Here is a 24,193-nt window from a genome sequence, read left to right as displayed (position 1 = left end):
ATATTGCACAAAGCAAAATCACACACGCAGAACGATGACTCGTAAAATGGTGCAGATATCCGTCCATTGGCAAACGAAGATATTTTAGGTTAATCAAGTAACAGGTTTAATTTAGGTAATTACAGTAGGGAAAATACGTTAAATATTCGTTGCGTCCAGATGCAATGCCATGACAGCACAAAAAATCAAATCTCATGTTTTAGATCAATATTCATCCCTGTAACGCACAAAAAAGCCCGCATCTCTGCGGGCTCGTGTTTGACACACAGTGGCATCAGAACTTGTAGGTCACACCCACCGAGAAGATGCCAGACCAGGACTTATCAACCATCGGGCTGTCCTTAACTTCATCACTCAAACGCACATAACGGCCAGTACCGTATACGTTCCAGTTGCCAAGGAAGTTATAGCTCGCGGTCAGCTCCAGGAACGGATCCCAACCATCGTCAGCGTTGTAGCTTTTCAGACCACTGCGGCGGGACTCGTTATTAGACACGCCATAATAATAGTCGTTGTAGTTTTCGCTGCTGTACTGCACACCGATACCCGGCGTCAGAGTCAGCGCACCGTTGGTGTAACGGTAGAGCCAGGCCAGATCCCAGATAAAGCCGTTGCTGTTATCCAGAGTATCACCCGCCAGTGCGGTACGCAGGAAACCATACTGGGTGTTATGTACATATGAGAGGCCAGCCATCAAGCTGCTTTTACGCTTGTCAAGTTGGCGCAAAGCATGGCTATCGCTATCACCCGGTTTGAAGTGCGTCGGATCATAGTACGCCATGATGGAGAGCTTATCTGCCGTATCATTCCACAGATAGTAGCCGCCACCCAGACCGTGGAACCAGACGTTATCGCCTTCATAGGTGACAACCGGAACGGGATAAACATCGCGGTCATACTGTTTGTACGGGCTGTTAATCACGCCGGCACCCGCACCAACAGTCCACTGACTTTCCGCCTGTGCGGTGCTAACTGCGGTTGCGGCAAGGACGCCCAATGCCAGAAGTTTGAGTTTGGTCACAGTCCATAATTCCTTATTCAAATGTGTAGCGGTCAAAGTGTAACCGCCAATACGCTTCAGCCCAACTATTTTACGTATTCGTCCCGGAATGTAACCCCCTAATTTCTCAGCGAGTGATGACAATTTGCTTGCAGGACGGTGAACACCGCATGAATCCTACCCCCTTTCTTTACATAAGATGTGCTTTTTTTGCTGATGAGTTATTGATATGCCATTGAAATTCATTTGCGCACACAGGCAAGTTTTGCAAATGCCATCTACGCTTAATTTTAGAAGGTGTATCACCGAATACGTTGATCTCCTGACCACCAAAATGGCATGAGAGTTGCTTATTTCTTCAGCAGCGACGTCGTTCAGTTTACCTCTTCAGGGGCCTCTACTATTCATATGAACGGCTCTTAACATGTGCTAAAAAACGAAAGGACGGCATACCATGAATATATTCGATCACTATCGCCAGCGTTATGAAGCTGCCAAGGACGAAGAGTTCACGCTGCAGGAGTTTCTTACCACTTGTCGGCAAGATCGCAGTGCTTATGCCAACGCGGCAGAGCGGCTATTAATGGCTATTGGTGAGCCTGTCATGGTTGACACTGCCCACGAACCTCGACTTTCTCGACTCTTTTCGAATCGGGTGATTGCACGATATCCCGCCTTTGAAGAGTTTTACGGCATGGAAGACGCCATTGAGCAGATTGTTTCTTATTTGAAGCATGCGGCTCAAGGTCTGGAAGAGAAGAAGCAGATCCTGTATCTGCTGGGGCCTGTGGGAGGGGGGAAATCATCTCTTGCTGAACGGCTGAAATCGCTGATGCAACGAGTACCGATTTATGTCCTGAGCGCCAATGGCGAACGTAGCCCGGTAAACGATCATCCGTTATGCCTGTTTAATCCACAGGAAGACGCGCAGATCCTGGAAAAAGAGTATGGGATCCCGCGCCGCTATCTCGGTACGATCATGTCGCCGTGGGCTGCGAAACGTCTGCATGATTTTGGCGGGGACATTACAAAATTCCGCGTCGTCAAAGTCTGGCCGTCTATTCTGGAGCAGATCGCAATCGCCAAAACGGAGCCTGGTGATGAGAACAACCAGGATATCTCTGCGTTGGTCGGGAAAGTGGATATTCGTAAACTCGAACACCACGCCCAGAACGATCCTGATGCCTACGGTTATTCGGGTGCGCTGTGCCGCTCAAACCAGGGGATTATGGAGTTCGTGGAGATGTTTAAAGCACCGATTAAAGTGCTGCATCCTCTGCTGACCGCAACCCAGGAAGGAAACTACAACGGGACAGAAGGTATCTCTGCCCTGCCGTTTAACGGGATTATTCTTGCCCACTCGAACGAATCCGAATGGGTGACGTTCCGAAATAACAAAAATAATGAGGCGTTCCTTGACCGTGTTTACATCGTCAAAGTGCCTTATTGCCTGCGGATCTCCGAAGAGATCAAAATTTACGAAAAACTGCTCAACCACAGTGAGCTGACCCATGCACCTTGCGCGCCAGGCACGCTGGAAACGCTCTCTCGCTTCACCATTCTATCTCGCCTGAAAGAGCCTGAGAACTCGAGCATTTACTCGAAGATGCGCGTTTATGATGGTGAAAGCCTGAAAGATACCGATCCAAAAGCGAAGTCCTATCAGGAGTATCGGGATTACGCTGGGGTAGATGAGGGAATGAACGGTCTGTCCACGCGTTTCGCGTTTAAGATCCTTTCACGCGTCTTTAACTTCGACCATGCCGAAGTGGCCGCTAACCCGGTGCATCTGTTCTACGTACTGGAGCAACAAATCGAGCGCGAACAGTTCCCGCAGGAGCTGGCAGAACGGTATCTCGAGTTCCTGAAAGGCTATCTGATCCCGAAATATGCTGAGTTCATTGGCAAAGAGATCCAGACGGCTTATCTCGAATCCTATTCTGAATATGGACAAAACATTTTCGACCGTTATGTCACCTATGCGGATTTCTGGATTCAGGATCAGGAGTATCGCGACCCGGATACCGGTCAGCTGTTTGACCGTGAGTCGCTGAACTCAGAACTGGAGAAAATTGAGAAACCGGCGGGTATCAGTAACCCGAAAGATTTCCGTAACGAGATCGTTAACTTTGTTCTGCGTGCCAGAGCGAATAACAGCGGTCGCAATCCAAACTGGACCAGTTACGAAAAACTGCGCACGGTTATTGAGAAGAAAATGTTCTCTAATACCGAAGAGCTGCTGCCGGTCATTTCGTTCAACGCCAAAACCTCGACTGACGAGCAGAAAAAGCACGACGATTTTGTCGACCGTATGATGGAAAAAGGCTACACGCGTAAACAGGTGCGTTTACTGTGCGAATGGTATTTGCGCGTACGTAAATCGTCTTAACATAAATGCCCGGTGGCACCTGCGCTTACCGGGCTTGCAAAACAATGTTCCGTAGGCCGGATAGCGCCAGCGCCATCCGGCACTTACAGACATAGCGAACAGTTGGCAGTACGGGGGGCATATGACCTGGTTCATAGACCGACGTCTTAACGGCAAGAACAAGAGTACGGTTAACCGCCAGCGCTTCTTGCGCCGTTATAAATCACAAATTAAACAGTCGATCTCCGAGGCCATTAACAAGCGTTCGGTGACTGATGTGGATAGCGGCGAATCTGTCTCTATTCCGACCGATGATATTAGCGAACCGATGTTCCACCAGGGGCGTGGCGGCCTGCGCCATCGTGTGCATCCGGGTAACGACCATTTTGTGCAGAATGACCGTATTGAGCGCCCTCAGGGTGGCGGCGGCGGTTCAGGAAGCGGACAAGGCCAGGCCAGCCAGGACGGCGAAGGTCAGGATGAATTCGTCTTCCAGATTTCTAAAGATGAGTATCTCGATCTGTTGTTCGAAGATTTAGCACTTCCTAACCTGAAACAGAATCAGCAGCGTCAGTTAACGGAGTACAAAACGCACCGGGCAGGTTTTACCTCTAACGGTGTGCCTGCCAACATCAGCGTGGTGCGCTCCCTGCAAAACTCACTGGCGCGCCGCACGGCGATGACGGCGGGTAAGCGTCGCGAACTGCATGCGCTCGAAGCAGATTTGGAAACCATCGCTAAAAGTGAGCCAGCGCAGTTGCTGGAAGAAGAACGGTTACGCAAAGAAATTGCCGAATTACGGGCAAAAATCGAACGCGTGCCGTTTATCGACACCTTTGATTTACGCTACAAGAATTATGAAAAACGGCCCGATCCTTCAAGCCAGGCGGTAATGTTTTGTCTGATGGACGTTTCTGGCTCAATGGATCAGTCGACCAAAGATATGGCCAAGCGTTTTTACATCCTGCTGTATTTGTTCCTGAGCAGGACCTACAAAAACGTGGAAGTGGTTTATATTCGCCACCATACCCAGGCGAAAGAGGTGGATGAGCACGAGTTCTTCTACTCTCAGGAAACCGGTGGCACCATTGTCTCCAGCGCGCTGAAGTTAATGGATGAAGTGGTAAAAGACCGTTACGACCCGGCCCAGTGGAATATTTATGCCGCGCAGGCCTCGGACGGTGATAACTGGGCGGATGATTCACCGTTATGTCATGAGATTCTGGCGAAAAAGCTGTTGCCGGTGGTGCGATATTATAGCTATATCGAAATCACCCGTCGCGCGCATCAGACCTTGTGGCGTGAATACGAACATCTGCAATCAACATTTGAAAACTTTGCGATGCAGCATATCCGTGACCAGGATGATATTTACCCGGTATTCCGCGAACTGTTTCATAAGCAAAGCGCCACCAGTAATAATTAATCGACAACAATCAGCCGTAGCTCTGCCTGCGGCTGATTGTATTCCCCTTTCTGGGATAGTGACATTTTGCAATGGTTTATCCCGCCGCTTCGTTAGAGCGAATGTGGAGCATGTGGTAAAATCGCATCTCTAACCCATGGGCTGTAATTCATTATGAAGTTGCATCATAAAGCGCTCAGGCTCTTTATCTCCGTCAGCGTAATTGTTTTGACGTCTTCTTTTTTGGTTTATGAGCTCATTGCCAGCGATAAAGCAATGAATGCGTACATGCGCTATATCAATGAGAAAGCAGACTCGTCGTTTCTCTATGATAAGTATACTAATCAAAGCATTGCTGCCCATCTGATGCGCACTTTTTCATCCCCTCAGGAACCCGCCTCTATCGAACAACAAAAAGAACTTTGCACTGCTTTTGACAGCGTTAACGGTACTCATGGGCTCAACCTCACAAAGCATAGCTACCCGCCATTACACGGTACGCTGCAGACCACCTCGACGAAATGTAATGAAAAACTTGAAGACATATTCCTGCTGCCCTCTTTTGATCAGGCGGTAAATGTTAATCGTGAGCAGAAAGATTACGGTCAAGGATTAGGTACGCTGGAGTATAAATTTCGCTATTACGTTGATCTCAAAAATAATTACGTCTATTTCTATGATTTGGTCGACTCGCGAAAATTTGCGATACACAACTGGTCGTTTTTGCAAAAAGGCACCCTCGGAATCGACCAGAATGATATTGACGGTATTTTTACTGGCCGCACGGTAATCTCCAGTATTTATGAAGATAACCTGACCGAGAAAAAAGTAATGAGCTTTTTAACACCGGTCTACTACGCCAGTAAGTTAAAAGGCGTGGTGATGGTGGATATCAACAAAGAGAATTTAAAAAATATCTTCTATACCAGCGACCGCCCTCTCGTCTGGCGCTATCTTAACGTGACGCTCTCGGACATCAACTCTGGTAAAAAAATACTCGTGCACCAAAGCGAGACCAACCTGTTTCGCTATGTTCACTACGAAAAGGACATACCCGGCGGCATACGCATCACGTTATCGCTTGATTTTATGTATTTTATTGTCTCATCATGGAAAATATTCGCCTTCTACCTGCTGGCAACAATACTGCTGCTGAATATGGTCAGAACACACTTTCGGCTGTATCACAACGTCACGCGGGAAAATATCAGCGACGCAATGACCGGGCTCTATAACCGTAAAATTTTAACACCAACGCTCGAACAGCGTTTACAGCAGTTGGTAAATTCAGGCACCCTCGTGACCTTTATCGCCATTGATTGCGATAAACTCAAAGTCATTAATGACACGCTGGGACATAAGGAAGGCGATCGCATTATCACCATTCTGGCCAAAGCCATTCAAACTTCGATTCGCAAAAGCGACTATGCCATCCGCCTCGGTGGGGATGAGTTTTGCATTATTCTCATCGACCATCCTGGTGAATTAACTCCCCGCCTGCTGGAAAGGATTCGCTATAACTTACAAATTATTGCGCAAGATATATCAATCAGCTTCTCCGCCGGGATTTATAATATGCAGCCAAACGACACCATTGATGATGCCTACAAAGCATCCGATGCACAGCTCTACCTGAACAAACAGAAAAAACGCGCCGGTGCGTAATCATTTTTCTGACAGGATATTCATTATTGTACCAGGAGTAAGTCATGACGGAAGTGAACAAAGGTAACGCAACGCATCAGCGTTTAATTTCGCTGTTGTCAGAACAAGGCGCGACGTATCGCGTGGTAAGCCATGAAGCCGTCGGCAAATGTGAGGCAGTTTCTGAAATTCGTGGTACCGCGCTGGGCCAGGGAGCAAAGGCGCTGGTCTGTAAGGTCAAGGGCAACGGCGTTAATCAGCACGTACTGGCGATTCTGTCTGCCGATCAGCAGGCCGACCTGAGTCTGTTAGCCAGTCATATCGGCGGGTTAAGAGCATCACTTGCCAGCCCGGCGGAAGTCGATGAACTGACAGGCTGCGTATTTGGCGCTATCCCACCGTTTAGCTTCCATCCAAATCTCAAGCTGGTGGCCGATCCGCTATTGTTTGCGCGTTTTAATGAAATTGCGTTCAATGCCGGGGTGCTGGAAAAATCCGTGATCATGGATACCGCAGATTACCTGCGTATCGCACAACCGGAATTAATCCCGTTCCGCCGTGAACAATAACAGCCAGAGTTAGCAGTAAAAAACATAGCTTCGTGCGTTAGCCCAAAAAAAATCATAATCATTAAAAAAAGCCTGTTCCGTCACGCGTTTACGCGTACAGTAAGCAGGCTTATTTTTTCTTTTGGCAAGGAAACTACGATGTTTGATGTCACTCTGCTGATCCTGCTCGGACTGGCAGCTCTGGGCTTTGTCAGCCACAACACCACTGTCGCTGTTTCAATTTTGGTGCTGATTATTGTCCGTGTTACCCCTCTGAATACTTTCTTCCCGTGGATAGAAAAACAGGGCCTGACCGTCGGGATTATTATTCTGACCATTGGCGTCATGGCGCCGATTGCCAGCGGAACACTACCGCCCTCCACGCTCATCCACTCCTTTGTGAACTGGAAATCACTGGTCGCGATTGCCGTCGGGGTAGTTGTCTCCTGGCTTGGCGGACGCGGAGTTACGCTTATGGGCAGCCAGCCTCAGCTTGTTGCTGGTTTACTGGTGGGCACGGTACTGGGCGTGGCGCTATTTCGCGGTGTGCCGGTGGGACCGCTCATTGCGGCAGGTTTGGTGTCATTGATTGTTGGGAAGCAGTAGCCAGCCCAGCCAGATAACGGCCTGGTGTCTGCCCCAGGCCTTTTTTGAACATGGTGATAAATGCCGTGGTCGAATCGTAACCAAGCATTTGCGCAACCTGTTGCACGTTATGACCATCTATCAGCGCCTGCAGCGCCAGAATTAGCTGTAGCTGGTGACGCCAGCGGCGAAAACTCAATCCCGTTTCCTTAACGACCAGACGGGCAAGGTTCCGCTCACTCATCGCAAATACGCTGGCCCACTGTCCCAGCGTCTGCCATTGCGCCGGCTCGCGCTCCATCGTCGCGACCATTCTGCGAATTTTCGGGTGATCGGAAACCGGCAATTGCATTTGCTCCTGCGGCTGCTGCGGGAGTTCATCAAATAACACCTGCGTCAGTCGCTGGGTTGCCGGCTCCAGCCGTTGCGCATCCGTTTTGGACGCCAGCGCCAGAATAAGCTCCCGGCATAACGGGGCGATTTTCAGCGTGCAGCAGCGTTCAGGCATCACGACTGCCTGCGGTTCAATAAACAAAAAGCACAATTGCGCGTCAACGGTAACGTGGTTACTGTGTGGAATTTCACCGGGGATCCATACCGCATATTGTGGAGGCACCATCCACATAGCATTTTCAACCTCACAGGTGATCGCGCCATGCAACGCCAGAATCAATTGCCCCTTACGATGCTGATGCAGCGGACTGAAGAGTTCATCTTCCTGGGCCTGTATACAAAATGCCACCGCCGCATCGTGATGAAGGTCTGGCTCATACCCATCCAGTCTCAGTCCTAACATAAAAATGTCCGCTTTTAGCGATAAACTGTCATTTTAGCTTGATTCATCCAATGAGTAAAAACGCTAAAGTACCGCCTCGCCTGACGATATGAGAAAAAAATGACAAATACGCCTTCCTCCCGCGGCAAAAAAGCAGCGTTGCTGATTGCAGGGATCCTGATGATTGCCACCACATTGCGCGTCACCTTTACCGGTGCAGCCCCGTTGCTGGATGCAATTCGCGCCAACTACGGTCTGAGCACCGCCCAGACGGGACTTCTGACCACTCTGCCACTGCTCGCCTTTGCGCTGGTATCCCCTCTGGCTGCCGCCGTTGCGCGCCGTTGGGGCATCGAACGCAGCCTGTTTGCCGCGATGCTACTGATTTGCGCAGGTATTGCGATACGTTCGCTACCCTCGCCAGGATTCCTGTTTAGCGGCACCGCCATCATCGGTTGCGGAATCGCGTTGGGAAATGTGCTTTTACCCGGACTGATTAAGCGTGATTTTGCTCAGCATGTGGCGAAACTCACTGGCGCATACTCGCTGACCATGGGCGCAGCGGCGGCACTGGGTTCAGCTATTGTGGTTCCGCTGGCGTTGAACGGGTTTGGCTGGCACGGCGCGCTGATGGTACTGATGGTCTTTCCGCTGCTGGCGCTAATTATCTGGTTACCCCAATGCCGCCAGACGGCCAATGCCAGTTTGAGCAACTCGCGCGCTCTGCATTCCCGCGCGATCTGGCGCTCCAGTCTCGCCTGGCAGGTAACGCTGTTTCTTGGGATAAATTCGCTAATCTATTACGTGATCATCGGCTGGCTACCGGCTATTTTAATCAGCCACGGCTACAGCGAGGCGCAGGCCGGTTCGTTGCATGGTTTACTGCAGCTTGCGACCGCCGCACCTGGGTTATTGATCCCTCTCGTCCTGAACAAGTTTAAGGATCAGCGTGCCATCGCCGCGCTGGTTTCATTAATGTGCGCCGTTGGCGCAGCGGGATTCGCGACAATGCCCGACCAGGCTTTGCTGTGGACTATCCTGTTTGGTTTTGGCTCAGGCGCAACGATGATCCTCGGCTTGACCTTTATTGGCCTACGCGCAAGCTCCGCGCATCAGGCTGCTGCCCTGTCCGGCATGGCACAGTCTGTCGGGTATTTACTGGCCGCCTGTGGGCCGCCGCTGATGGGTAAAATTCACGACCTCAACGGTAGCTGGCTGATTCCATTAGCGGGTGTCGCCGTGCTAGCGATGCTGATGGCGGTGTTTGGTTTGTGCGCAGGGCGCAATCGGGAAATCGCAAGCGCATAATATTGCGGGCAGGTTCGCTAACAACCTGCCCGTATTTTATCCGCGTGCTGCGCGCAGCATAGCCTGAACTAACGGCACGGGTTTTCCCGCCAGCGCACCGCGCTCATGCTGAAACAGTGTGCCGACATAAAATGGATGGGTCACCAGCTCAATGGCGCGGATATCACCAGCCTCATCCCAACCGGTCACCCGAAGATCGCCGCTTTCAAGCTCGGCGGCAAAATCTTCCGCTACGCCATAGTTGCAGTGATAACCCTCGGTGATAACATCCCGCCCGTAGGCTTTGGCAATCAGCGTATTGGCCCGCAGTTCAATATCATCCGTTTTTTCTACCAGCGAGCAGGTCAATGGTGCGATCACCATCCGACCCGTGGTGTCCGTTTCCGCGTGGGCGGCATCGCTCCAGCCCAGCACGTTGCGAGCATACTCCAGAATCGCATGTTGAAAACCGCCGCAGGTACCCAGGAACGGGATGCTGTTTTCACGCGCGTAGCGTATCGCAATCAGCGCCCCTTCCAGATGGCGATATGGACTACCCGGAACGACCCAGATGGCATCATAGCCGATCAAATCCTCACTGCTGCTGATATCAGATGTGGTTAGCCAGTCATAATCAGCCACTAACTCCAGGACGGCAGCGGCATCATCGATGGCAAGAGGTATAGCCTGGTGCGCCACAATATCGGGGCTGTAATCGCCCACCAGCGCAATGCGAAGCGTATCTTTAATTGGGGAAATTTCCATTAAACTTTCCTTAGGTCCAGACAATGAGGGACACTATAAGGAGCCTCAGCCTACCGATTTTTCGTTGGTATCACAATCCCTTAAATTGGGAGTCAGGTCGGGCAGAATGCTATAATGGTCACGTTTTACGATCTTATTTAACCGTAATAAAGGTGATGAAATATATCGCGGTGGCTTAATGGAGCGGATGAAAAGATGAAAATTCAATGTAAACGCGTGTATGACCCAGCGGAAAAAGATGATGGTTATCGCGTACTGGTCGACCGGCTGTGGCCGCGCGGGGTGAAAAAGACCGACCTTGTTTTTGATGAATGGAATAAAGCGCTTACGCCGTCATCTGATTTACGCAAGGCGTTCCACGCAGAATTAATTGATTTCTCGCACTTTTGCGAACAATACCGCGCTGAACTGGCCCAACAGCAGCAGGAAGGCAAGCGTCTCGCAGAGATTGCCCGACAGCAAACCTTAACGCTACTGTATGCGGCGAAAAATACCCAGCAAAACCACGCACGGGTACTCGCTGAGTGGCTACGTCAATGCTGACCGCGCATCACTGGCCCGTTGCCGGATGATCTCTACGCCAAAGCGCCCATTCATCAATCACTTCCCCGCCGGGTAGTTTGCAATCCGACCTTACGCCTTGCGGGGTCTGTACCGCAATCAGCGTGCCGCCCTTTTGTTCGCAATACACCGATGCCGGATTCGCCATGCCAATTTTCGGTGGTTTAGGGGCTTCAGGCTGAGTGGTACATCCCGCCAGCACCAGCAGGCCGGGCAAAACAATACACGCCAGTTTCATATCTACTCCTGTTAAAAACCTTATCCCGGCAGATTACCCCGACTCCCCATCTATCTCCATGTTTTCCTGCCAGCTATCCATTTTATGTTTACATTTTGAGCTGGATGGCGTGTTTCATCTTTCACCTTGATGTTCTATCATGCGGGCAACGTCAGCCCAGTCATTACTCAGGAGCATTTACACCTCATGTCGGACATGATCCTTGCCAGAGTCTCACAATCCTTAGCTACGGAGCAGTCAGTTGAGAGTCTGGTTCGCCAACTTCTGGAGATGCTGGAAGTGGTGACAGAGATGGAATCTACCTATTTAACCAAGGTCGATTTAGATGCCCGCCTGCAGCATATTTTGTACGCGCGCAATAGCAAGCAGATGCAGATCCCGGAAGGGCTGTCCGTACCCTGGGATGAGACGCTGTGTAAACGCGCCATAGACGAAAACTGTCTGTACAGCGACAACGTACCCGCCCGCTGGCCGGAGTGTACTGCCGCACGCGCGCTGGAGATAACTACCTTCCTGAGCACTCCGGTTCATCTTCCCGACGGAACGTTTTACGGAACGCTCTGCGCCACCAGTCGTCACCAGCAGGCATTGAGCCAACGTGGCGAACAGGTGTTACATCTGTTTGCGGGCCTGATCGCCCAGTCGATTCAAAAAGAGTCGCTGGTGGCTCAGTTGCGTGAAGCGAATGCCGCACTGATCGCCCATTCCTACACCGATGCCCTGACCGGATTACCCAATCGGCGTGCAATTTTTGAAAATGTTGAGACCCTTTTTTCGCTCGCTCACCACCTCAGACAGAAGGTAGTCGTCGCTTATATTGATTTGGATGATTTCAAATTGATTAATGACCGTTTTGGCCATGAGGTTGGCGACCAGTTTCTGATCCAGATTGGCCAGCGCCTGCTTAGCGTATGCGGTGACAATGATATCCTTGGGCGATTGGGGGGTGACGAATTTTTAGTTGTTAGCCTGTCACCGGAAAGTGAAAGCGATCGATGCGATCGTCTGCAGCAGGTGAGAAATCAGCTGCAACAACAAATTTGCGGCGACTACCAATTGGGTGACATTCATCTGTTTTATCCTGGCGCCAGTCTGGGCGTCGTGGAAATCGATCCGCTTGAGACTGATGTAAACTGTGCGCTTCACCTTGCAGACAGCGCAATGTACAAAGATAAAAAGCGCCAGGGGAAAACCCCTTTTGTCGTACATTAAGCCCTGCTATGCTGGCTCGTCTTTAAATAACTCTGGCAGATAATCGCATGCGACTCGGTATTATTTTCCCCGTCATCATTTTCATTTCCGCTGTCGTTTTCTTATCCTGGTTTTTTATTGGCGGCTACGCTGCGCCGGGAGCATAACGATGAAAAAAACAACGCTTATTATGATTGGGGTGGCTATCATTGTCGTTCTGGGAACGGAACTGGGCTGGTGGTAACCCAAAAAAAGGCCACTCATCAGTGGCCTCTCTTTTCAGTATGTTTGCTTAGCTTTTAATTTTTCTGTAGATAAACAACACCACAATCGCACCGATAACCGCTACGACGAAACTGCCGAAGTTGAAACCATCAACTTTACCAAAGCCAAAGAAGGTACTGATCCAGCCCCCCACTACCGCACCGACAACCCCTAAGATAATAGTCATGAAGAATCCGCCGCCATCTTTCCCCGGCATAATCCATTTTGCCAAAATCCCAGCGATAAGACCGAAAACCACCCATGAAATAATGCCCATAATTTTCCTCACTTATGTTTTTAAATTAACGATTCACTCGTTGTATAAAAGCATAGCATAGCGCTGAAAAATTAAAATTTGTGATCGTCATCACTTCAAATTTTCATCTTTTTCTGATGTTTCATAAGGTTAGACTCGTGACTGACAGGCTGCATTTTTGTCGCGACTCGTCATTAATGTCGAATCGTCAGTCATTCTGCTTAACTCTATTGCCGTCAGCCCCGTTATTGCTGGGTTTTCACTTCTGGCACACTTTGTGCTTAAACAGCCCGTCGCTACGACAAATCGTAGTCCGCGTGTTTATCGCGTGGCTGCGTCTACAATTCGCGCTATTTCAGCATTTAACAGGTCTGTTATTGATGAAAAAAATCACCAGTGTTTGCCCATATTGTGGGGCCGGGTGCAAGCTTAAGCTTGTCGTTGAAAATAACAAAATCATCCGCGCCGAAGCCGCTGAGGGTGTAACAAACCAAAATCAGTTATGCCTGAAAGGCTACTATGGTTGGGACTTTCTTAACGACACTCGCCTTCTGACTCCCCGTCTGACTCGCCCGATGATCCGTTATGAAAAAGGTGGAAAATTCACTCCCGTTAGTTGGGATGAAGCCATTCGTTACACCGCAAAACGTTTATCTGAAATCAAAGATGCCTATGGCCCTCGCGCCATCATGACCACCGGTTCTTCCCGAGGCACTGGGAATGAAACCAACTACGTGATGCAAAAATTCGCCCGTGGTGTGCTCCATACTAACAATGTCGATTGCTGCGCCCGTGTCTGCCACGGCCCTTCTGTTGCCGGATTACAGGAAACGTTAGGTAATGGCGCCATGAGCAATTCCATCAGCGACATTGAAAACTCAAAATGCCTGCTGATCTTTGGTTATAACTGTGCGGACTCACACCCGATCGTGGCGCGTCGTGTCATTAAGGCTCGCCAGAATGGTGCAAAAATCATTGTCTGCGATCCGCGTCGTATTGAAACTGCCCGTATCGCTGACCAACATTTGCAGTTGAAAAACGGTTGCAATATGGCGCTGGTTAACGCTTTTGGCCATGTTCTGATCGAAGAGCAACTCTACGATCGCGAATATGTGCAAAAACATGCAGAAGGGCTGGAAACATACTGGGAAATCGTTAAGGACTATGCGCCTGAAGCCGTTGAACATTTGACCGGCGTTCCCGCACAGCAGGTTCGTCAGGCGATGCGTACATTTGCCGCAGCACCATCGGCAACCGTGATGTGGGGGATGGGTGTCACCCAATTTGGTCAGGCCGTTGACGTGGTTCGCGGTTTGTCGAGTCTGGCGTTGCTTACCGGGAATCTGGGGCGACCGAACGTCGGCGTTGGCCCGGTGCGCGGGCAAAATAACGTGCAGGGCGCGTGCGATATGGGGGTGTTGCCTAACCAGTTCCCGGGGTATCAGGACGTGACCGATTTTGCAGTTCGGGAGAAATTCGCCAGCGCCTGGGGCATCGATGTTAATCAGATGGATGACAAGGTCGGGACCCGTATCACCGAGGTTCCACATCTGGCTCTCGAAGGTAAAATCAAAGCCTACTACATCATGGGTGAAGATCCGCTGCAAACCGAGGCCGATTTAGGTCTGGTCCGCGAAGGATTTAACGCGCTCGATTTTGTCGTCGTGCAGGATATCTTTATGACCAAAACCGCGGAAATGGCTGATGTTCTCCTGCCTGCCACCTCATGGGGCGAACACGGCGGCGTCTTCACCTGCGCCGATCGCGGCTTCCAGCGTTTTGAGAAAGCGATTGAACCCACCGGTGATGTAAAGCGTGACTGGGAGATTATCAGCCTGTTGGCCAGCGAAATGGGCTATCCCATGCAGTATCAAAATAACCAGCAAATCTGGGATGAGATGCGCGAGCTGTGCCCACTGTTCTACGGTGTAACCTATGAGAAAATGGGTGAGATGGGTCATGTTCAGTGGCCATGCACGGATCTCGAAAGCCCTGGAACACCATACCTTTACGCGCACAGCCAGTTTGATACCGCCAATGGCAAAGGCAAACTGTTTGCCGCTCCGTGGCGGGCACCAGCGGAAGTTCCTGACGAAAAATACCCACTAGTATTGTGTACGGTGCGTGAGGTCGGGCACTACTCCTGTCGTTCGATGACCGGCAATTGCGCAGCGTTGCAAGCGCTGGCAGACGAGCCAGGATATGTGCAAATCAATACCCATGATGCAGAGAAGATGGGTATTCGTCATCGCGACCTGGTGTGGGTCAGCTCGCGTCGGGGTAAGGTCATCAGCCGCGCGGATGTCTCCGAACGCATCAATGCCGGAACGATCTATATGACCTATCAGTGGTGGATTGGCGCGTGTAACGAGTTAACCCAGGATAATCTGGATCCTATTTCGAAAACGCCGGAAACCAAATATTGCGCGGTGAATATCGAGCACATTACCGATCAGGGATGGGCAGAAAAATATGCCGCGCAAACGTATAGCGACATGAAATCACGCCTGTGTGAGGCCATTGCGTAAGTCACCGCCCTTGCCGCCTGAGTCTGTTTTTCCAGACTCAGGCTATCTTATTACTTCACCAGTTGTGGTTCACTGAAGCGGATAGAAGCCATGTTCTCCTGCTTATCCCGCTGCATAAAACCGAGGTTCATCAGAAATAACCCCGCCATAAACGGTAGTTCGTATAATTCTTCTATCAGATCACCATACTGGGGATTGTGCAGAAAGAGAGGTGCCAGCAAACGATGATGCTCTACTGTATCGGAGATCAAAAATGCACAGGTGGTGATCGCTAACAGCCAGAGCGGTAGCGGTTCATTGCGCACGCGTCGGGCGATATCCTGACGCAAGCGCCTGGACAACAGCACGGGTAGAATAATTAAAGCAATTAATACGACAGAGATAGCTCTGAACAAGAGTTTAGGATGCTCAGGGAAATAATCACGCCCCCAGCTGGTGCTTCGCCCCAGCAATACCAGCCACCACACTGCCGCCCAAAGCCAAAATTGTTTCTCACCTTCAGGACGTGATAAGGGCCGGATGTAGCAGAGAGTAAATACCGCACCAAACAGCAGCCATAGCGCCTGGCCATTTTCAATCCATCTGACGACAGTCCCGTTGAGCAGCGGAAGATGCCAGTTCGCGGTGAACGGAATCGCGACGATGACCATTCCAAGAATGATTGCGGATAATGTAAGTCGGGTATTAAATTTCATAAGCGCGATGTTCTGTATTGTTACTGTTCCGCGATCATAACTCCTGTGAATGATCAACTATTAGCAAACAATGCGAATTTCTTAAGGTTATCTTAAGGAATCTTTTTCCGGACATATCCGTATTTCGCGCGGATAAAAAAACCGCACTGCGCCATCGAAACACAGTGCGGTTATTAATCTAAAAACGAGTGTATTCAATCAGTAGCAGTAACTAACGTCTACCATCCACAGACTTCGTGCTCATTCTCGGTATCGTACGAACGCACGGTGTTGACCAGATCTTTAACCACTTCTGCTGCCACATCAGGCACCAGTAATGTCATTGGTGCCTCTGTTTCATAATCAACAGAAACCCCATTGCTGTTATTGGTCACTGTTACGGTATAGGTTGCTTTACCCATGATTTACTCCTTGCCGGTGCGCACGACTTTTCGTTGATTTGCGCTCTCCATCAGAACTTCCGGGGCAACGAAAAAATCGATATTAAAGTAAGTGTCGTCGGTCATTACTTCAATGTTATGCCATTTTTCCGGTGGAAAAACGCCAAACTGACCGGCTTCAATCACCATCACTTCTACTGGTTCCGGGCTATGTTCATCTGCGTATCCGAGATATTTGACCGCCCCCTGCATAACCGAAAGTCGAGGATACACCCCGGCACGGGTTCCTTTATCAAGGTGGCGTTCGAAAATTCCGGCAGGCGCCGTTTCTTTGTTCCAGAATGGAGTAGAGCGTGTATGGATATGATTCTGTGGAATTTGAAGCATTTTTCTTCCCTTTTCCAGTCGACAACCAGCGAGTCTTATTGAACCGCTGCTGTACACAGGGTACGCCTCAAAATATACATTTAAAATACCATTTATTGGTTATAACCATACGATTACCAATGAAAAGCAAAGCGTCATATTGAAGGCCCGCCGCAACTAGCGGGCCAATAGCGTCACGACTGAAGCGTGGCCAGACGAGCGGCAAAACCAACGAAAATCAGACCGATAAGAGAATTACCCACTTTGGCCAGTTTTTTCTTCGTACGGATATACTGCGTCACAAACGCGCCGGAGAAAATGAGGAAGCTCAGGTAAAAAAAGCTCACTATCTCAAGCGTAATAGCCAAAATAAAGAATGACAGCCCAGAGTGCGGCGCATTGACATCAATAAACTGCACGAAGAACGAAACATAAAACAGAATAGCTTTGGGGTTCGTCAGACTCAGAATTAATGCACGCTTAAAAATAGCACCAAACGGGACTTCCTCAGGCGCGGCGTCGCTTGCTTTCGATTTCAGCGTTGCATACAGGATCTTCGCGCCAAGATACAGCAGATAGAACGCGCCGAGATAACGAACGATGTTGAACAAAACGGGCGTTGTTTTGATCAATGCGGCAACACCGGCATAGGCCAGGAACATCAATACAGCATCACCGATAAACACACCGCTGGCGGCGAGATAACCGCCCTTCACTCCCCGACCGACGCTGTTCTTCAGCACAAATATCGTATTTGGCCCCGGTACCAGCACAATAAAAATAGCCCCCACCAGATACGTCCAGTAATTCAGAACTCCATACTCTGCAAACACGTTAACCTCTTCCTGAAAAAACACATGCACTTGCTGCGATACAATATGCTAACGAATGCGACAGGTGATGGAAAGAGAAGGCTATGAATTAAAAAACCCGCCACTGGCGGCGGGTGTGTACAGATAAGGTTAGCCTGGATTAATGGTGCAACATCTCATCCACAACCTCCTCACCCTTCAACTGATAAGGGTAATAGGTCGGCCAGTTTTCCATCTCTTCAAGCAAGGCTGCCTGCGAGGTATTTCCCATAAAGATATGGAAGTGGCTCGATTTACGCGGCGCGATAATATGATCGCTAAATTGCACATATTTAGGCGCTTTACTGTCAGCGGTTTTACACTCAAACAGATACCGTACACCTTTCTTGCCTGATTTATAGTGCAGGATTTTATACCCGGCATAGTCGTATTTGCACGATGCCACCTGATTACCGGTATGAAACTCCATTACACCATTTTCGATGCCGATAGTGTCTACGTTGGTTGCATAGCCTGTACGGTAATAAGCTTTAATTTGTTCTGCAGTTTTATTTTTATCTTTCTCCGCTTTCTTTTTGAACACTGGATCAAGCTCGCCGCTGACCAGATACGGATAGACAGATTGCCACATGCCATCCCAATCGGTCAGCGCCCTGTTCTGCACCTGGTTATCATCAAATACCCCTTCCGACGCTTTTTGTTCTGCTTCACTCATTGGCGCACCATGGGAATGATGACCATGTGCCAAAACCGAACCACTGACTAAAAGCATCCCCAGAGCGATGGTCAGTTTCCTGAAACGAATAGCCAAAATTTCACCCTCAAATCATTTGCGAGTGAATTGTTATAATATAACATTACATTTAAATCAACGCCGTTGTGAATTATTCAACCTCTCTGGTGCGCGATTTTCCAACGGTTGTCAAAATGGGCCTGATACTGCGCAATAACGGCAGGTTCGTCACGCACAACTAACACATTTTCAGAGTTGTCAAATTCTGCGGATTTGGCGAAGTTGAACGATCCGGTTTCCAGCGTGTCGCCATCAACAATCATTACCTTGTCATGCTGGATGTGGTAGTGACCATCCAGTTGCACATCAACCCCATTCGCGGCAGCAAAAGCGATGGCCTTCTGGCTAACCTTGCCCTGGTTTCGTTTCTTGTCGATAACAGCCCGAACCACAACGCCTCTCTTTTCAGCGTTTACGAGGGCCTGAACAATATCTGCAGACTGAAATGAATACGCCATCATATCGATGCTGTGCTGCGCATGATTAATCGTATTCAGCACTAAAGCCCGGGCCGAACCTTCCGGTGAAAAGCCAACCTGAATGGAAGCATGCGCGGCAAAAGCACCTGCCCCGCACATTAGCGCAGCCACAGCGATGTTTTTTAAGATCACGTTAGTTATTTGCCTGAAAAGAGGTACAAGCCGATGAGGGTAGCGCCCGCGTGCTGATCTGATCAAGCAGCGCCTGCTGATGGCTGATAATTAGCATACCCAATGGTCGACGCTGGCATTCTTCAAGCAGTAACATCCAGATATCCCGCTGAATGGAAGGATCGAGCTGGGCGGTAATTTCATCCGCAATAAGAAAACGCGTCCGCGGATCCAGCGCGCGAAGTATGGCAATTCTCGCCAGCTCACCGCCAGAAAGCTGTCCGGGACGGCGGGTTAGCCACTCTGGGTTGATATGCAGGCGGGTTAGCATTTCAGCATCAGGCCGCCAGGCATCATGAACCGCATCGCCGGTGCTGCGCCGCGGGTTAAAGGTTAATTCCGGATGCTGTGGTACCAGTTGAACCGGGCAATACTGGTGCATCGGCAGCGGTTGGTCATCAACCAGAATGTCGCCTGAGATCGGTTTTTGCCAGCCAGCCAGCACGCGTCCCAGGGTCGTTTTACCGGTTCCGCTGGGCGCGCAAACCCCAATACGTTCTCCAGGGCGCAGGGAGAAGGTTAGATTTTGCCATAACACCTTTTCTCCCTGACAAATCGTAACATCACGACAGCACAGCATCGCGCGCTCCAAAAAGTTGATTTCTTTCAGGCAGCGCCCGCCATTGGCGCTGCAGATGCTCGCTAATCTCTCCGCGTAACAGCTGCTCCCGGCTGACGTTATCCGAAACCCTTCCCTGATGAAGCGCAACAATGTGGTCCGCATGGCGCGCTGCCAACGTGAGGTCGTGCGTTACCCATAAAACGCCAGCCCCTTGATCACAAAGCTCGCGCAGTTGTTCAAGCAGTTGATTAGCCAGCGGAGCATCAAGCCAGGCGGTAATTTCATCCGCCAGAATATAGCGCGCCTGACTTAGCGACGCATGACAGGCCAGAACACGTTTCGCCATGCCACCAGAAAGCTGACGCGGAAAGGCATCTAATACACGGTTTTCCAGTTGGCTACGCTGGAGCAAGTGTTCAATCTTTCCAGTATTCCATTGCTGGCCAGAAAGCTGGCTTGCCCTGCGCAGATGCTTTTCAATTGAGAGCAGCGGGTTGAGCGCCTGAACGCCCTGCGGGACATAGCTGAAGGTATTGCCACGACATTTGCGAATATCATCGTTGTCCAGCGTTTTGCCCTCCAGGGTGATAGCCCCCTGGAAGCGCAAATTATCCGGTAAGAGATCGAGCAAGCATTGCAGCAGCAAGCTCTTCCCTTCCCCACTTCCCCCAACTAGCGCCACCATCTGACCAGGTGCTACATCAAAAGAGATATCCTGCAACAGTGACGTCCAGTTTTTCGCGCCGTACCAGCGATAACGCGCCACCTCCAGCGAAACCTGTCTTAAACTCAACATGCGTCACCTCGTAACCATAAACGCTGTACCGCCCTTGCGAGCTGATCGAATAACATCACCAGACTGAACAACATCAGCCCTGGAAACAGCACCAACCACCAGTCGCCGTGACTGATAAACCTCAGCGCATCCGCCAGCAGCAGCCCAAGCGACGGTTCATGCGGCGCAAGCCCAAAACCGAGAAAGCTTAACGCCGCGCTGTGCAATACCGCGTGGGGAAACATCAGCAATGTTCCCGTTATCCATTGAGGTAATAATGCGGGTAGATAATGCTGCCGCCAGCAGTAAAAATGTCCGTGTCCCAGACGCCAGGTTAACGTCAGATAGTCACTGTGGGCCACACGTTGCGCTTCGGCACGCAGGATCAGCGCCAGGCGCGGCCAGTGGGTCAACGCAACCGCCATGATCACCCCATTTTTCCCGCCCCCCAGCGTAAAGCAGATCAAAATGAGCAACAGCAGATGCGGCATCGACAGCATGGCATCGGTAATCAGACGCATAAGCACATCCAGACGCGGATGGATGCGCGAAACCGCCGCCATCATTAATGCAATGAAACCGCTGCACAACGCCGCGCCAATACCAATTTGCAGACTGGTTAGCGCGCCCTGAAAGCATCGGATCCACAGATCGCGACCGAGGTTATCGGTACCAAACCAGTACAGCGCATCAGGTGGCAGATGACGGGCAAGCAAATTAACGCCTAACGGATTATCCAGCGTCAGTGCACCATACACCGCAATGCCTAGCAGGCAGCTAAAAGAGAACAGAAGACGAATCAGCGTCGGCGTTGGGTTATAGAGCATCAGGTCGCTCCAGAGCACGATTCAACATACGAACAAACCAGGTAGATAACGAGTTGCCAATAAACACCAATACGGTACTGAACAACACAATCCCCATCAGTAACGGCAGATCGCCACGTAACCCGGCATCAATAGTGGCCTGTCCCAGTCCCGGATAAGCGAACACTTTTTCCGCCAGCAGCGCGCCGCCCAGCAGTTCTCCCAGCGAGGCGAACTGCAGGCACAGCGCCGGCGTGATGGCATGGCGCAGAACCTGATGACGCAACAGCGACCAACCTTTATCTCCCTGAGAACGCGCAAAACGGACAAAATCGCTTTTCATCACGCTGGCGATACTTTCCCGCGTGTGAAGCGTAATTTGTCCCAGCCCCAGCAAACTTAGCGCACAAACAGGAAGCACAAGATGGCGTAGACGCTCAGTCAACGTGGCCATATCACCGCTGTTGCCAGGCTCCCACGCGCAGCAGACCGGAAATACCGGCCAGCGCACGGCAAATAACGCCAGCAGCAACATGCCAATCCAGAAAGTCGGCAGCGAAGAAAGCAGATAACTGAGGCGACAGATTGCTTTATCCGGCCAGCGATTCAGGTAGCGGCCCGCAACAAATCCCAGTGCAGTTCCCAGTATGCCGGAGAGTAGCCACGCGCCGCCAAGCAGCGCAAACGACGTAGCAAAACGTTCCTTAATTACGCTGGAAACCGGCGCATTAAACAACATTGAATAACCGAGATCGCCCTGCAATACCCGTATAAACCAGTGACCAAAACGCTCCCATAGCGGCTGGTCCAATCCCCAGCGAGCGGCGATCCGCGCATATTGTTCCGGCGGCACGTGCAGGAGATCGTTGCCGATATAGGCGCGGATCGGATCGACCGGAGAGAAGCTGAGCAGCACAAAAGTGCCAGCCGCAACCAGCACTAATAGCACTATCAGCCGGAGAAAATGGCCCACAACAGACTTCATCAACGGCAGGTCCAGGTCCATTCATCCAGATTATTGAGTAGTGACCAGCTACCGTGAATCTCCGGTGCGCCTTTCCCTAAGTCAATACATGGATTTGCCAGGTAAGTGTGCTGAATATTCAGCAACCATGCCCAGGCAGCGTCACCCTGCACGCCGGCCCCTTGCTTGCCATCCCACTCCACCTGTTGCCAGAAAGGCAATGCTTTTTGCCAGTCCGGGGCGTCAATGGCCTGTTTAAGATGCTGTTCAACAACCGAGTTACTGTAATACCCCGGATTGTAGTATTCCACGCCTGCGGCCTGACTACTGTAGTGATGGAAAAGCTCCATCGGATCGAGGCTTCCCCAGCCAAACAGCGTCGGATTCGCATGCATATGCCGCTCAACCGTTTCCCAGCTTCCGGATTGCAACGAGACCTGGATACCCACCGGTTCCAGCATTGCACGTACGGCTTCGGCTAAATCCCTACGCGTACTGTCACCGCTGGCGTACCACAGCGTCAGGCGAGCCTCTTTACCGTCTTTCACACGTACGCCGTCTTTTCCTACTTTCCAGCCGGCGTCTTCCAGAATCGTTCGTGCTTTTTCGCTGTCGCCATCTTTGAACGCGACTGACTGCCCCTGCCACGGCAGGCCCTGAACCGCGCTATACGCCGGAATCGCATGCCCCTCCATAACCTGGTCGGCAAGCTGCTTACGGTTGATGGCGTAGTTGATGGCGCGTCTGATGGCGATATCAGCCGTAACATCGTTGCCGATCGGATTGCCATTGGCATCTTTTTTACCTGCAGGAGTCATCGGAAACACAATGCCCCGGTTTTCCACGCTGTCGCGTACCCAAAGTTTCAAATTCTGCTGCTGAGGGGCGACTGCCATGGATGGCGCAATACGCACGAGTCCCAGTTGGCCACTGCGCGCTGCGGCATAAGCGTTATCTTCATCCAGGAAGACAAACACCAGCTTATTGAAATCATTTTTCTTACCGGCATACCAGGGGTTAGCCTCCACGATCAACTGCTGTCCCGGCTGAAAACTCACCAGTCGATAAGGACCCGCACCAATCGGATTTTTGGCGAATGTTTTTTCGTCATATCGTTTCGCCGGAACAATCCCCAAAGAACCCAGCACATTCACAAAGGTGCTCTGCGGACTACGTAGCGTGATTTCTACCGTGCGGTTATCTTTCAAACTGGCGTGGGTAAAGTTGCCCATGTCAATTTTGCCACCGCTTTTTGCCGCTTTGTTATAGGTGAACACCACGTCTTCGGCGGTTAGCGGCGAACCATCAGAGAATTTAAGGTCAGGTTTTAACGTCAACGTCCAGGTTTTGCCGTCTGCGCTGGTCGCGACTTTTTCCGTCAGCAGGTTTCCCCAGCTCATATCTGCATTTTGTTTTAATAATGGTGCATGCAAAAGCAAATAGCTGCCATGACTCCAGCCCAGCATCGGGTCAAAGCCTTCCGTTGGTTCCGGTCCAATTGCCAACTTTAACGTCTGACCTTCACTCGCATTTTGCGCCGCGAGTAATGGTGAGGTTAATGCGAGAGTCAATACGCACGTAAGCAGTGCCAGCTTGCCTTTGATCATTTTGTTGTCCAGATTTGCGTTATTTTTATACCGCGTAACGATTCCTGGTCGTTGAACGGTCTCCTGGGAAAGGGATTATGGCGGACAGAAATGACGAAAAAAATGATGCGGCGCAGAAAAGTATGACGATTTTCCAAAATTATCATACTTTTTTCTGATACTCCGTTATGAGTACGCCTTGAATCTCAGAAAATAGATTAAACACTCACAATTTATTCAGTGGCATATTAATCCCGGTCTAATAATTACCGATGCGGACTATTGGCCCTCTCTGCTATTTCCTTATCTAAAACTCATGACAATTTATGTATATTTATTCAAGAAAAACACCAGAAGTGACAAGTTATGTAAATTTGTAATGATAATTA

General features: G+C 50.5%; 26 protein-coding genes and 1 pseudogene. 11 read left to right on the top strand and 16 right to left on the bottom strand.

Annotation, left to right across the window (positions count from 1 at the left end; translation table 11 throughout):
• Positions 1-274: 274 nt before the first annotated feature.
• A complete protein-coding gene (locus E1B03_RS11545; RefSeq protein ID WP_103770256.1) occupies positions 275-1,021 on the bottom strand; it encodes a MipA/OmpV family protein in 747 nt (248 codons plus the stop codon).
• Positions 1,022-1,454: 433 nt separating this feature from the next.
• Between E1B03_RS11545 and yeaG the strand changes: the two genes are divergently transcribed.
• From yeaG to E1B03_RS11520, 5 genes are all read left to right on the top strand, one after another.
• On the top strand, positions 1,455-3,389 hold the full coding sequence (gene yeaG / locus E1B03_RS11540) for a protein kinase YeaG (RefSeq protein ID WP_043016649.1): 1,935 nt from the start codon (positions 1,455-1,457) through the stop codon (positions 3,387-3,389).
• A 121-nt stretch (positions 3,390-3,510) separates the two neighbouring features.
• Positions 3,511-4,794, top strand: a complete 1,284-nt coding sequence (locus tag E1B03_RS11535) for a YeaH/YhbH family protein (protein WP_103770257.1) — start codon at positions 3,511-3,513, stop codon at positions 4,792-4,794.
• A 153-nt stretch (positions 4,795-4,947) separates the two neighbouring features.
• On the top strand, positions 4,948-6,438 hold the full coding sequence (dgcJ, locus tag E1B03_RS11530) for a diguanylate cyclase DgcJ (protein WP_133086250.1): 1,491 nt from the start codon (positions 4,948-4,950) through the stop codon (positions 6,436-6,438).
• A 44-nt stretch (positions 6,439-6,482) separates the two neighbouring features.
• Positions 6,483-6,986: a YbaK/prolyl-tRNA synthetase associated domain-containing protein gene (locus E1B03_RS11525; protein WP_133086249.1), complete on the top strand. Its 504-nt coding sequence runs from the start codon at positions 6,483-6,485 to the stop codon at positions 6,984-6,986.
• Between the two features lie 138 nt (positions 6,987-7,124).
• A complete protein-coding gene (locus E1B03_RS11520) occupies positions 7,125-7,571 on the top strand; it encodes a DUF441 domain-containing protein (RefSeq protein ID WP_042308914.1) in 447 nt (148 codons plus the stop codon).
• Here E1B03_RS11520 and E1B03_RS11515 read toward each other — a convergent pair.
• Positions 7,548-8,346: pseudogene (locus tag E1B03_RS11515) on the bottom strand (AraC family transcriptional regulator). The gene E1B03_RS11520 and the pseudogene E1B03_RS11515 overlap by 24 nt on opposite strands.
• 99 nt (positions 8,347-8,445) lie before the next feature.
• Here E1B03_RS11515 and E1B03_RS11510 point away from each other — a divergent pair.
• Positions 8,446-9,633, top strand: a complete 1,188-nt coding sequence (locus tag E1B03_RS11510; protein ID WP_103770261.1) for a CynX/NimT family MFS transporter — start codon at positions 8,446-8,448, stop codon at positions 9,631-9,633.
• Positions 9,634-9,669: 36 nt separating this feature from the next.
• Here E1B03_RS11510 and E1B03_RS11505 read toward each other — a convergent pair whose 3' ends face one another.
• Positions 9,670-10,377, bottom strand: coding sequence for a CTP synthase C-terminal region-related (seleno)protein (locus tag E1B03_RS11505; RefSeq protein ID WP_133086248.1), 708 nt, complete (start codon positions 10,375-10,377; stop codon positions 9,670-9,672).
• A gap of 195 nt (positions 10,378-10,572) precedes the next feature.
• Here E1B03_RS11505 and E1B03_RS11500 point away from each other — a divergent pair, with 195 nt between their 5' ends.
• Positions 10,573-10,920: a DUF488 domain-containing protein gene (locus E1B03_RS11500; RefSeq protein ID WP_133086247.1), complete on the top strand. Its 348-nt coding sequence runs from the start codon at positions 10,573-10,575 to the stop codon at positions 10,918-10,920.
• A 7-nt stretch (positions 10,921-10,927) separates the two neighbouring features.
• On the opposite strand, the gene E1B03_RS11495 is transcribed toward E1B03_RS11500, so the two are convergent.
• On the bottom strand, positions 10,928-11,176 hold the full coding sequence (locus E1B03_RS11495) for a putative hemolysin (protein ID WP_103770264.1): 249 nt from the start codon (positions 11,174-11,176) through the stop codon (positions 10,928-10,930).
• A gap of 186 nt (positions 11,177-11,362) precedes the next feature.
• On the opposite strand from E1B03_RS11495, the gene E1B03_RS11490 reads away from it, so the two are divergent.
• Genes E1B03_RS11490 through yoaJ form a run of 3 tightly spaced genes read left to right on the top strand, consistent with a single transcriptional unit; the run spans position 11,363 to position 12,611 of the window.
• Positions 11,363-12,388 (top strand): sensor domain-containing diguanylate cyclase, encoded by a 1,026-nt coding sequence (locus tag E1B03_RS11490; protein ID WP_133086246.1) that lies wholly within the window; start codon positions 11,363-11,365, stop codon positions 12,386-12,388.
• Between the two features lie 47 nt (positions 12,389-12,435).
• Positions 12,436-12,534, top strand: coding sequence for a YoaK family small membrane protein (locus E1B03_RS11485; protein ID WP_032941789.1), 99 nt, complete (start codon positions 12,436-12,438; stop codon positions 12,532-12,534).
• A 2-nt stretch (positions 12,535-12,536) separates the two neighbouring features.
• On the top strand, positions 12,537-12,611 hold the full coding sequence (gene yoaJ, locus E1B03_RS11480) for a protein YoaJ (protein ID WP_099530266.1): 75 nt from the start codon (positions 12,537-12,539) through the stop codon (positions 12,609-12,611).
• Between the two features lie 48 nt (positions 12,612-12,659).
• Here yoaJ and E1B03_RS11475 read toward each other — a convergent pair whose 3' ends face one another.
• A complete protein-coding gene (locus E1B03_RS11475; protein ID WP_003832440.1) occupies positions 12,660-12,908 on the bottom strand; it encodes a GlsB/YeaQ/YmgE family stress response membrane protein in 249 nt (82 codons plus the stop codon).
• A 359-nt stretch (positions 12,909-13,267) separates the two neighbouring features.
• Here E1B03_RS11475 and fdhF point away from each other — a divergent pair, with 359 nt between their 5' ends.
• Positions 13,268-15,415, top strand: a complete 2,148-nt coding sequence (gene fdhF, locus E1B03_RS11470) for a formate dehydrogenase subunit alpha (RefSeq protein ID WP_133086245.1) — start codon at positions 13,268-13,270, stop codon at positions 15,413-15,415.
• Between the two features lie 50 nt (positions 15,416-15,465).
• Here fdhF and E1B03_RS11465 read toward each other — a convergent pair whose 3' ends face one another.
• From E1B03_RS11465 to E1B03_RS11415, 11 genes are all read right to left on the bottom strand, one after another.
• Positions 15,466-16,110 carry a hypothetical protein gene (locus E1B03_RS11465; RefSeq protein ID WP_133086244.1) on the bottom strand — a complete coding sequence of 215 codons (645 nt, stop codon included), beginning with the start codon at positions 16,108-16,110 and terminating at the stop codon, positions 15,466-15,468.
• Positions 16,111-16,328: 218 nt separating this feature from the next.
• Positions 16,329-16,511 carry a DUF1869 domain-containing protein gene (locus E1B03_RS11460; protein ID WP_003832433.1) on the bottom strand — a complete coding sequence of 61 codons (183 nt, stop codon included), beginning with the start codon at positions 16,509-16,511 and terminating at the stop codon, positions 16,329-16,331.
• Between the two features lie 3 nt (positions 16,512-16,514).
• On the bottom strand, positions 16,515-16,877 hold the full coding sequence (gene yeaR / locus E1B03_RS11455; RefSeq protein ID WP_003030735.1) for a DUF1971 domain-containing protein YeaR: 363 nt from the start codon (positions 16,875-16,877) through the stop codon (positions 16,515-16,517).
• Positions 16,878-17,050: 173 nt separating this feature from the next.
• The gene (gene leuE / locus E1B03_RS11450; protein WP_016152793.1) at positions 17,051-17,689 is read right to left on the bottom strand and encodes a leucine efflux protein LeuE; all 639 of its coding nucleotides are present in this window, start codon (positions 17,687-17,689) and stop codon (positions 17,051-17,053) included.
• Positions 17,690-17,828: 139 nt separating this feature from the next.
• Positions 17,829-18,440, bottom strand: a complete 612-nt coding sequence (zinT, locus tag E1B03_RS11445) for a metal-binding protein ZinT (protein WP_246044166.1) — start codon at positions 18,438-18,440, stop codon at positions 17,829-17,831.
• A 116-nt stretch (positions 18,441-18,556) separates the two neighbouring features.
• Complete coding sequence (locus tag E1B03_RS11440) at positions 18,557-19,072, bottom strand: phospholipase D family nuclease (protein ID WP_103770269.1); 516 nt, start codon at positions 19,070-19,072, stop codon at positions 18,557-18,559.
• A 1-nt stretch (position 19,073) separates the two neighbouring features.
• Positions 19,074-19,691 carry an ATP-binding cassette domain-containing protein gene (locus tag E1B03_RS11435; protein ID WP_103770270.1) on the bottom strand — a complete coding sequence of 206 codons (618 nt, stop codon included), beginning with the start codon at positions 19,689-19,691 and terminating at the stop codon, positions 19,074-19,076.
• On the bottom strand, positions 19,675-20,469 hold the full coding sequence (locus tag E1B03_RS11430) for an ATP-binding cassette domain-containing protein (RefSeq protein WP_103770271.1): 795 nt from the start codon (positions 20,467-20,469) through the stop codon (positions 19,675-19,677). Before E1B03_RS11430 ends, E1B03_RS11435 begins: the two co-directional genes overlap by 17 nt.
• Positions 20,463-21,275, bottom strand: a complete 813-nt coding sequence (locus E1B03_RS11425; RefSeq protein ID WP_103770272.1) for an ABC transporter permease — start codon at positions 21,273-21,275, stop codon at positions 20,463-20,465. Before E1B03_RS11425 ends, E1B03_RS11430 begins: the two co-directional genes overlap by 7 nt.
• The gene (locus E1B03_RS11420; protein ID WP_103770296.1) at positions 21,265-22,239 is read right to left on the bottom strand and encodes an ABC transporter permease; all 975 of its coding nucleotides are present in this window, start codon (positions 22,237-22,239) and stop codon (positions 21,265-21,267) included. The genes E1B03_RS11425 and E1B03_RS11420 overlap by 11 nt, the downstream gene beginning before the upstream one ends.
• Positions 22,239-23,825 carry an ABC transporter substrate-binding protein gene (locus E1B03_RS11415; RefSeq protein ID WP_133086242.1) on the bottom strand — a complete coding sequence of 529 codons (1,587 nt, stop codon included), beginning with the start codon at positions 23,823-23,825 and terminating at the stop codon, positions 22,239-22,241. Before E1B03_RS11415 ends, E1B03_RS11420 begins: the two co-directional genes overlap by 1 nt.
• Between the last annotated feature and the right edge of the window lie 368 nt (positions 23,826-24,193).

Origin of the sequence: Citrobacter arsenatis (assembly GCF_004353845.1) — a bacterium.
GTDB lineage: Bacteria > Pseudomonadota > Gammaproteobacteria > Enterobacterales > Enterobacteriaceae > Citrobacter > Citrobacter arsenatis.
The sequence above is the reverse complement of the archived record's forward strand: the minus strand, read 5'-3'. Positions and strand labels throughout refer to the sequence as shown.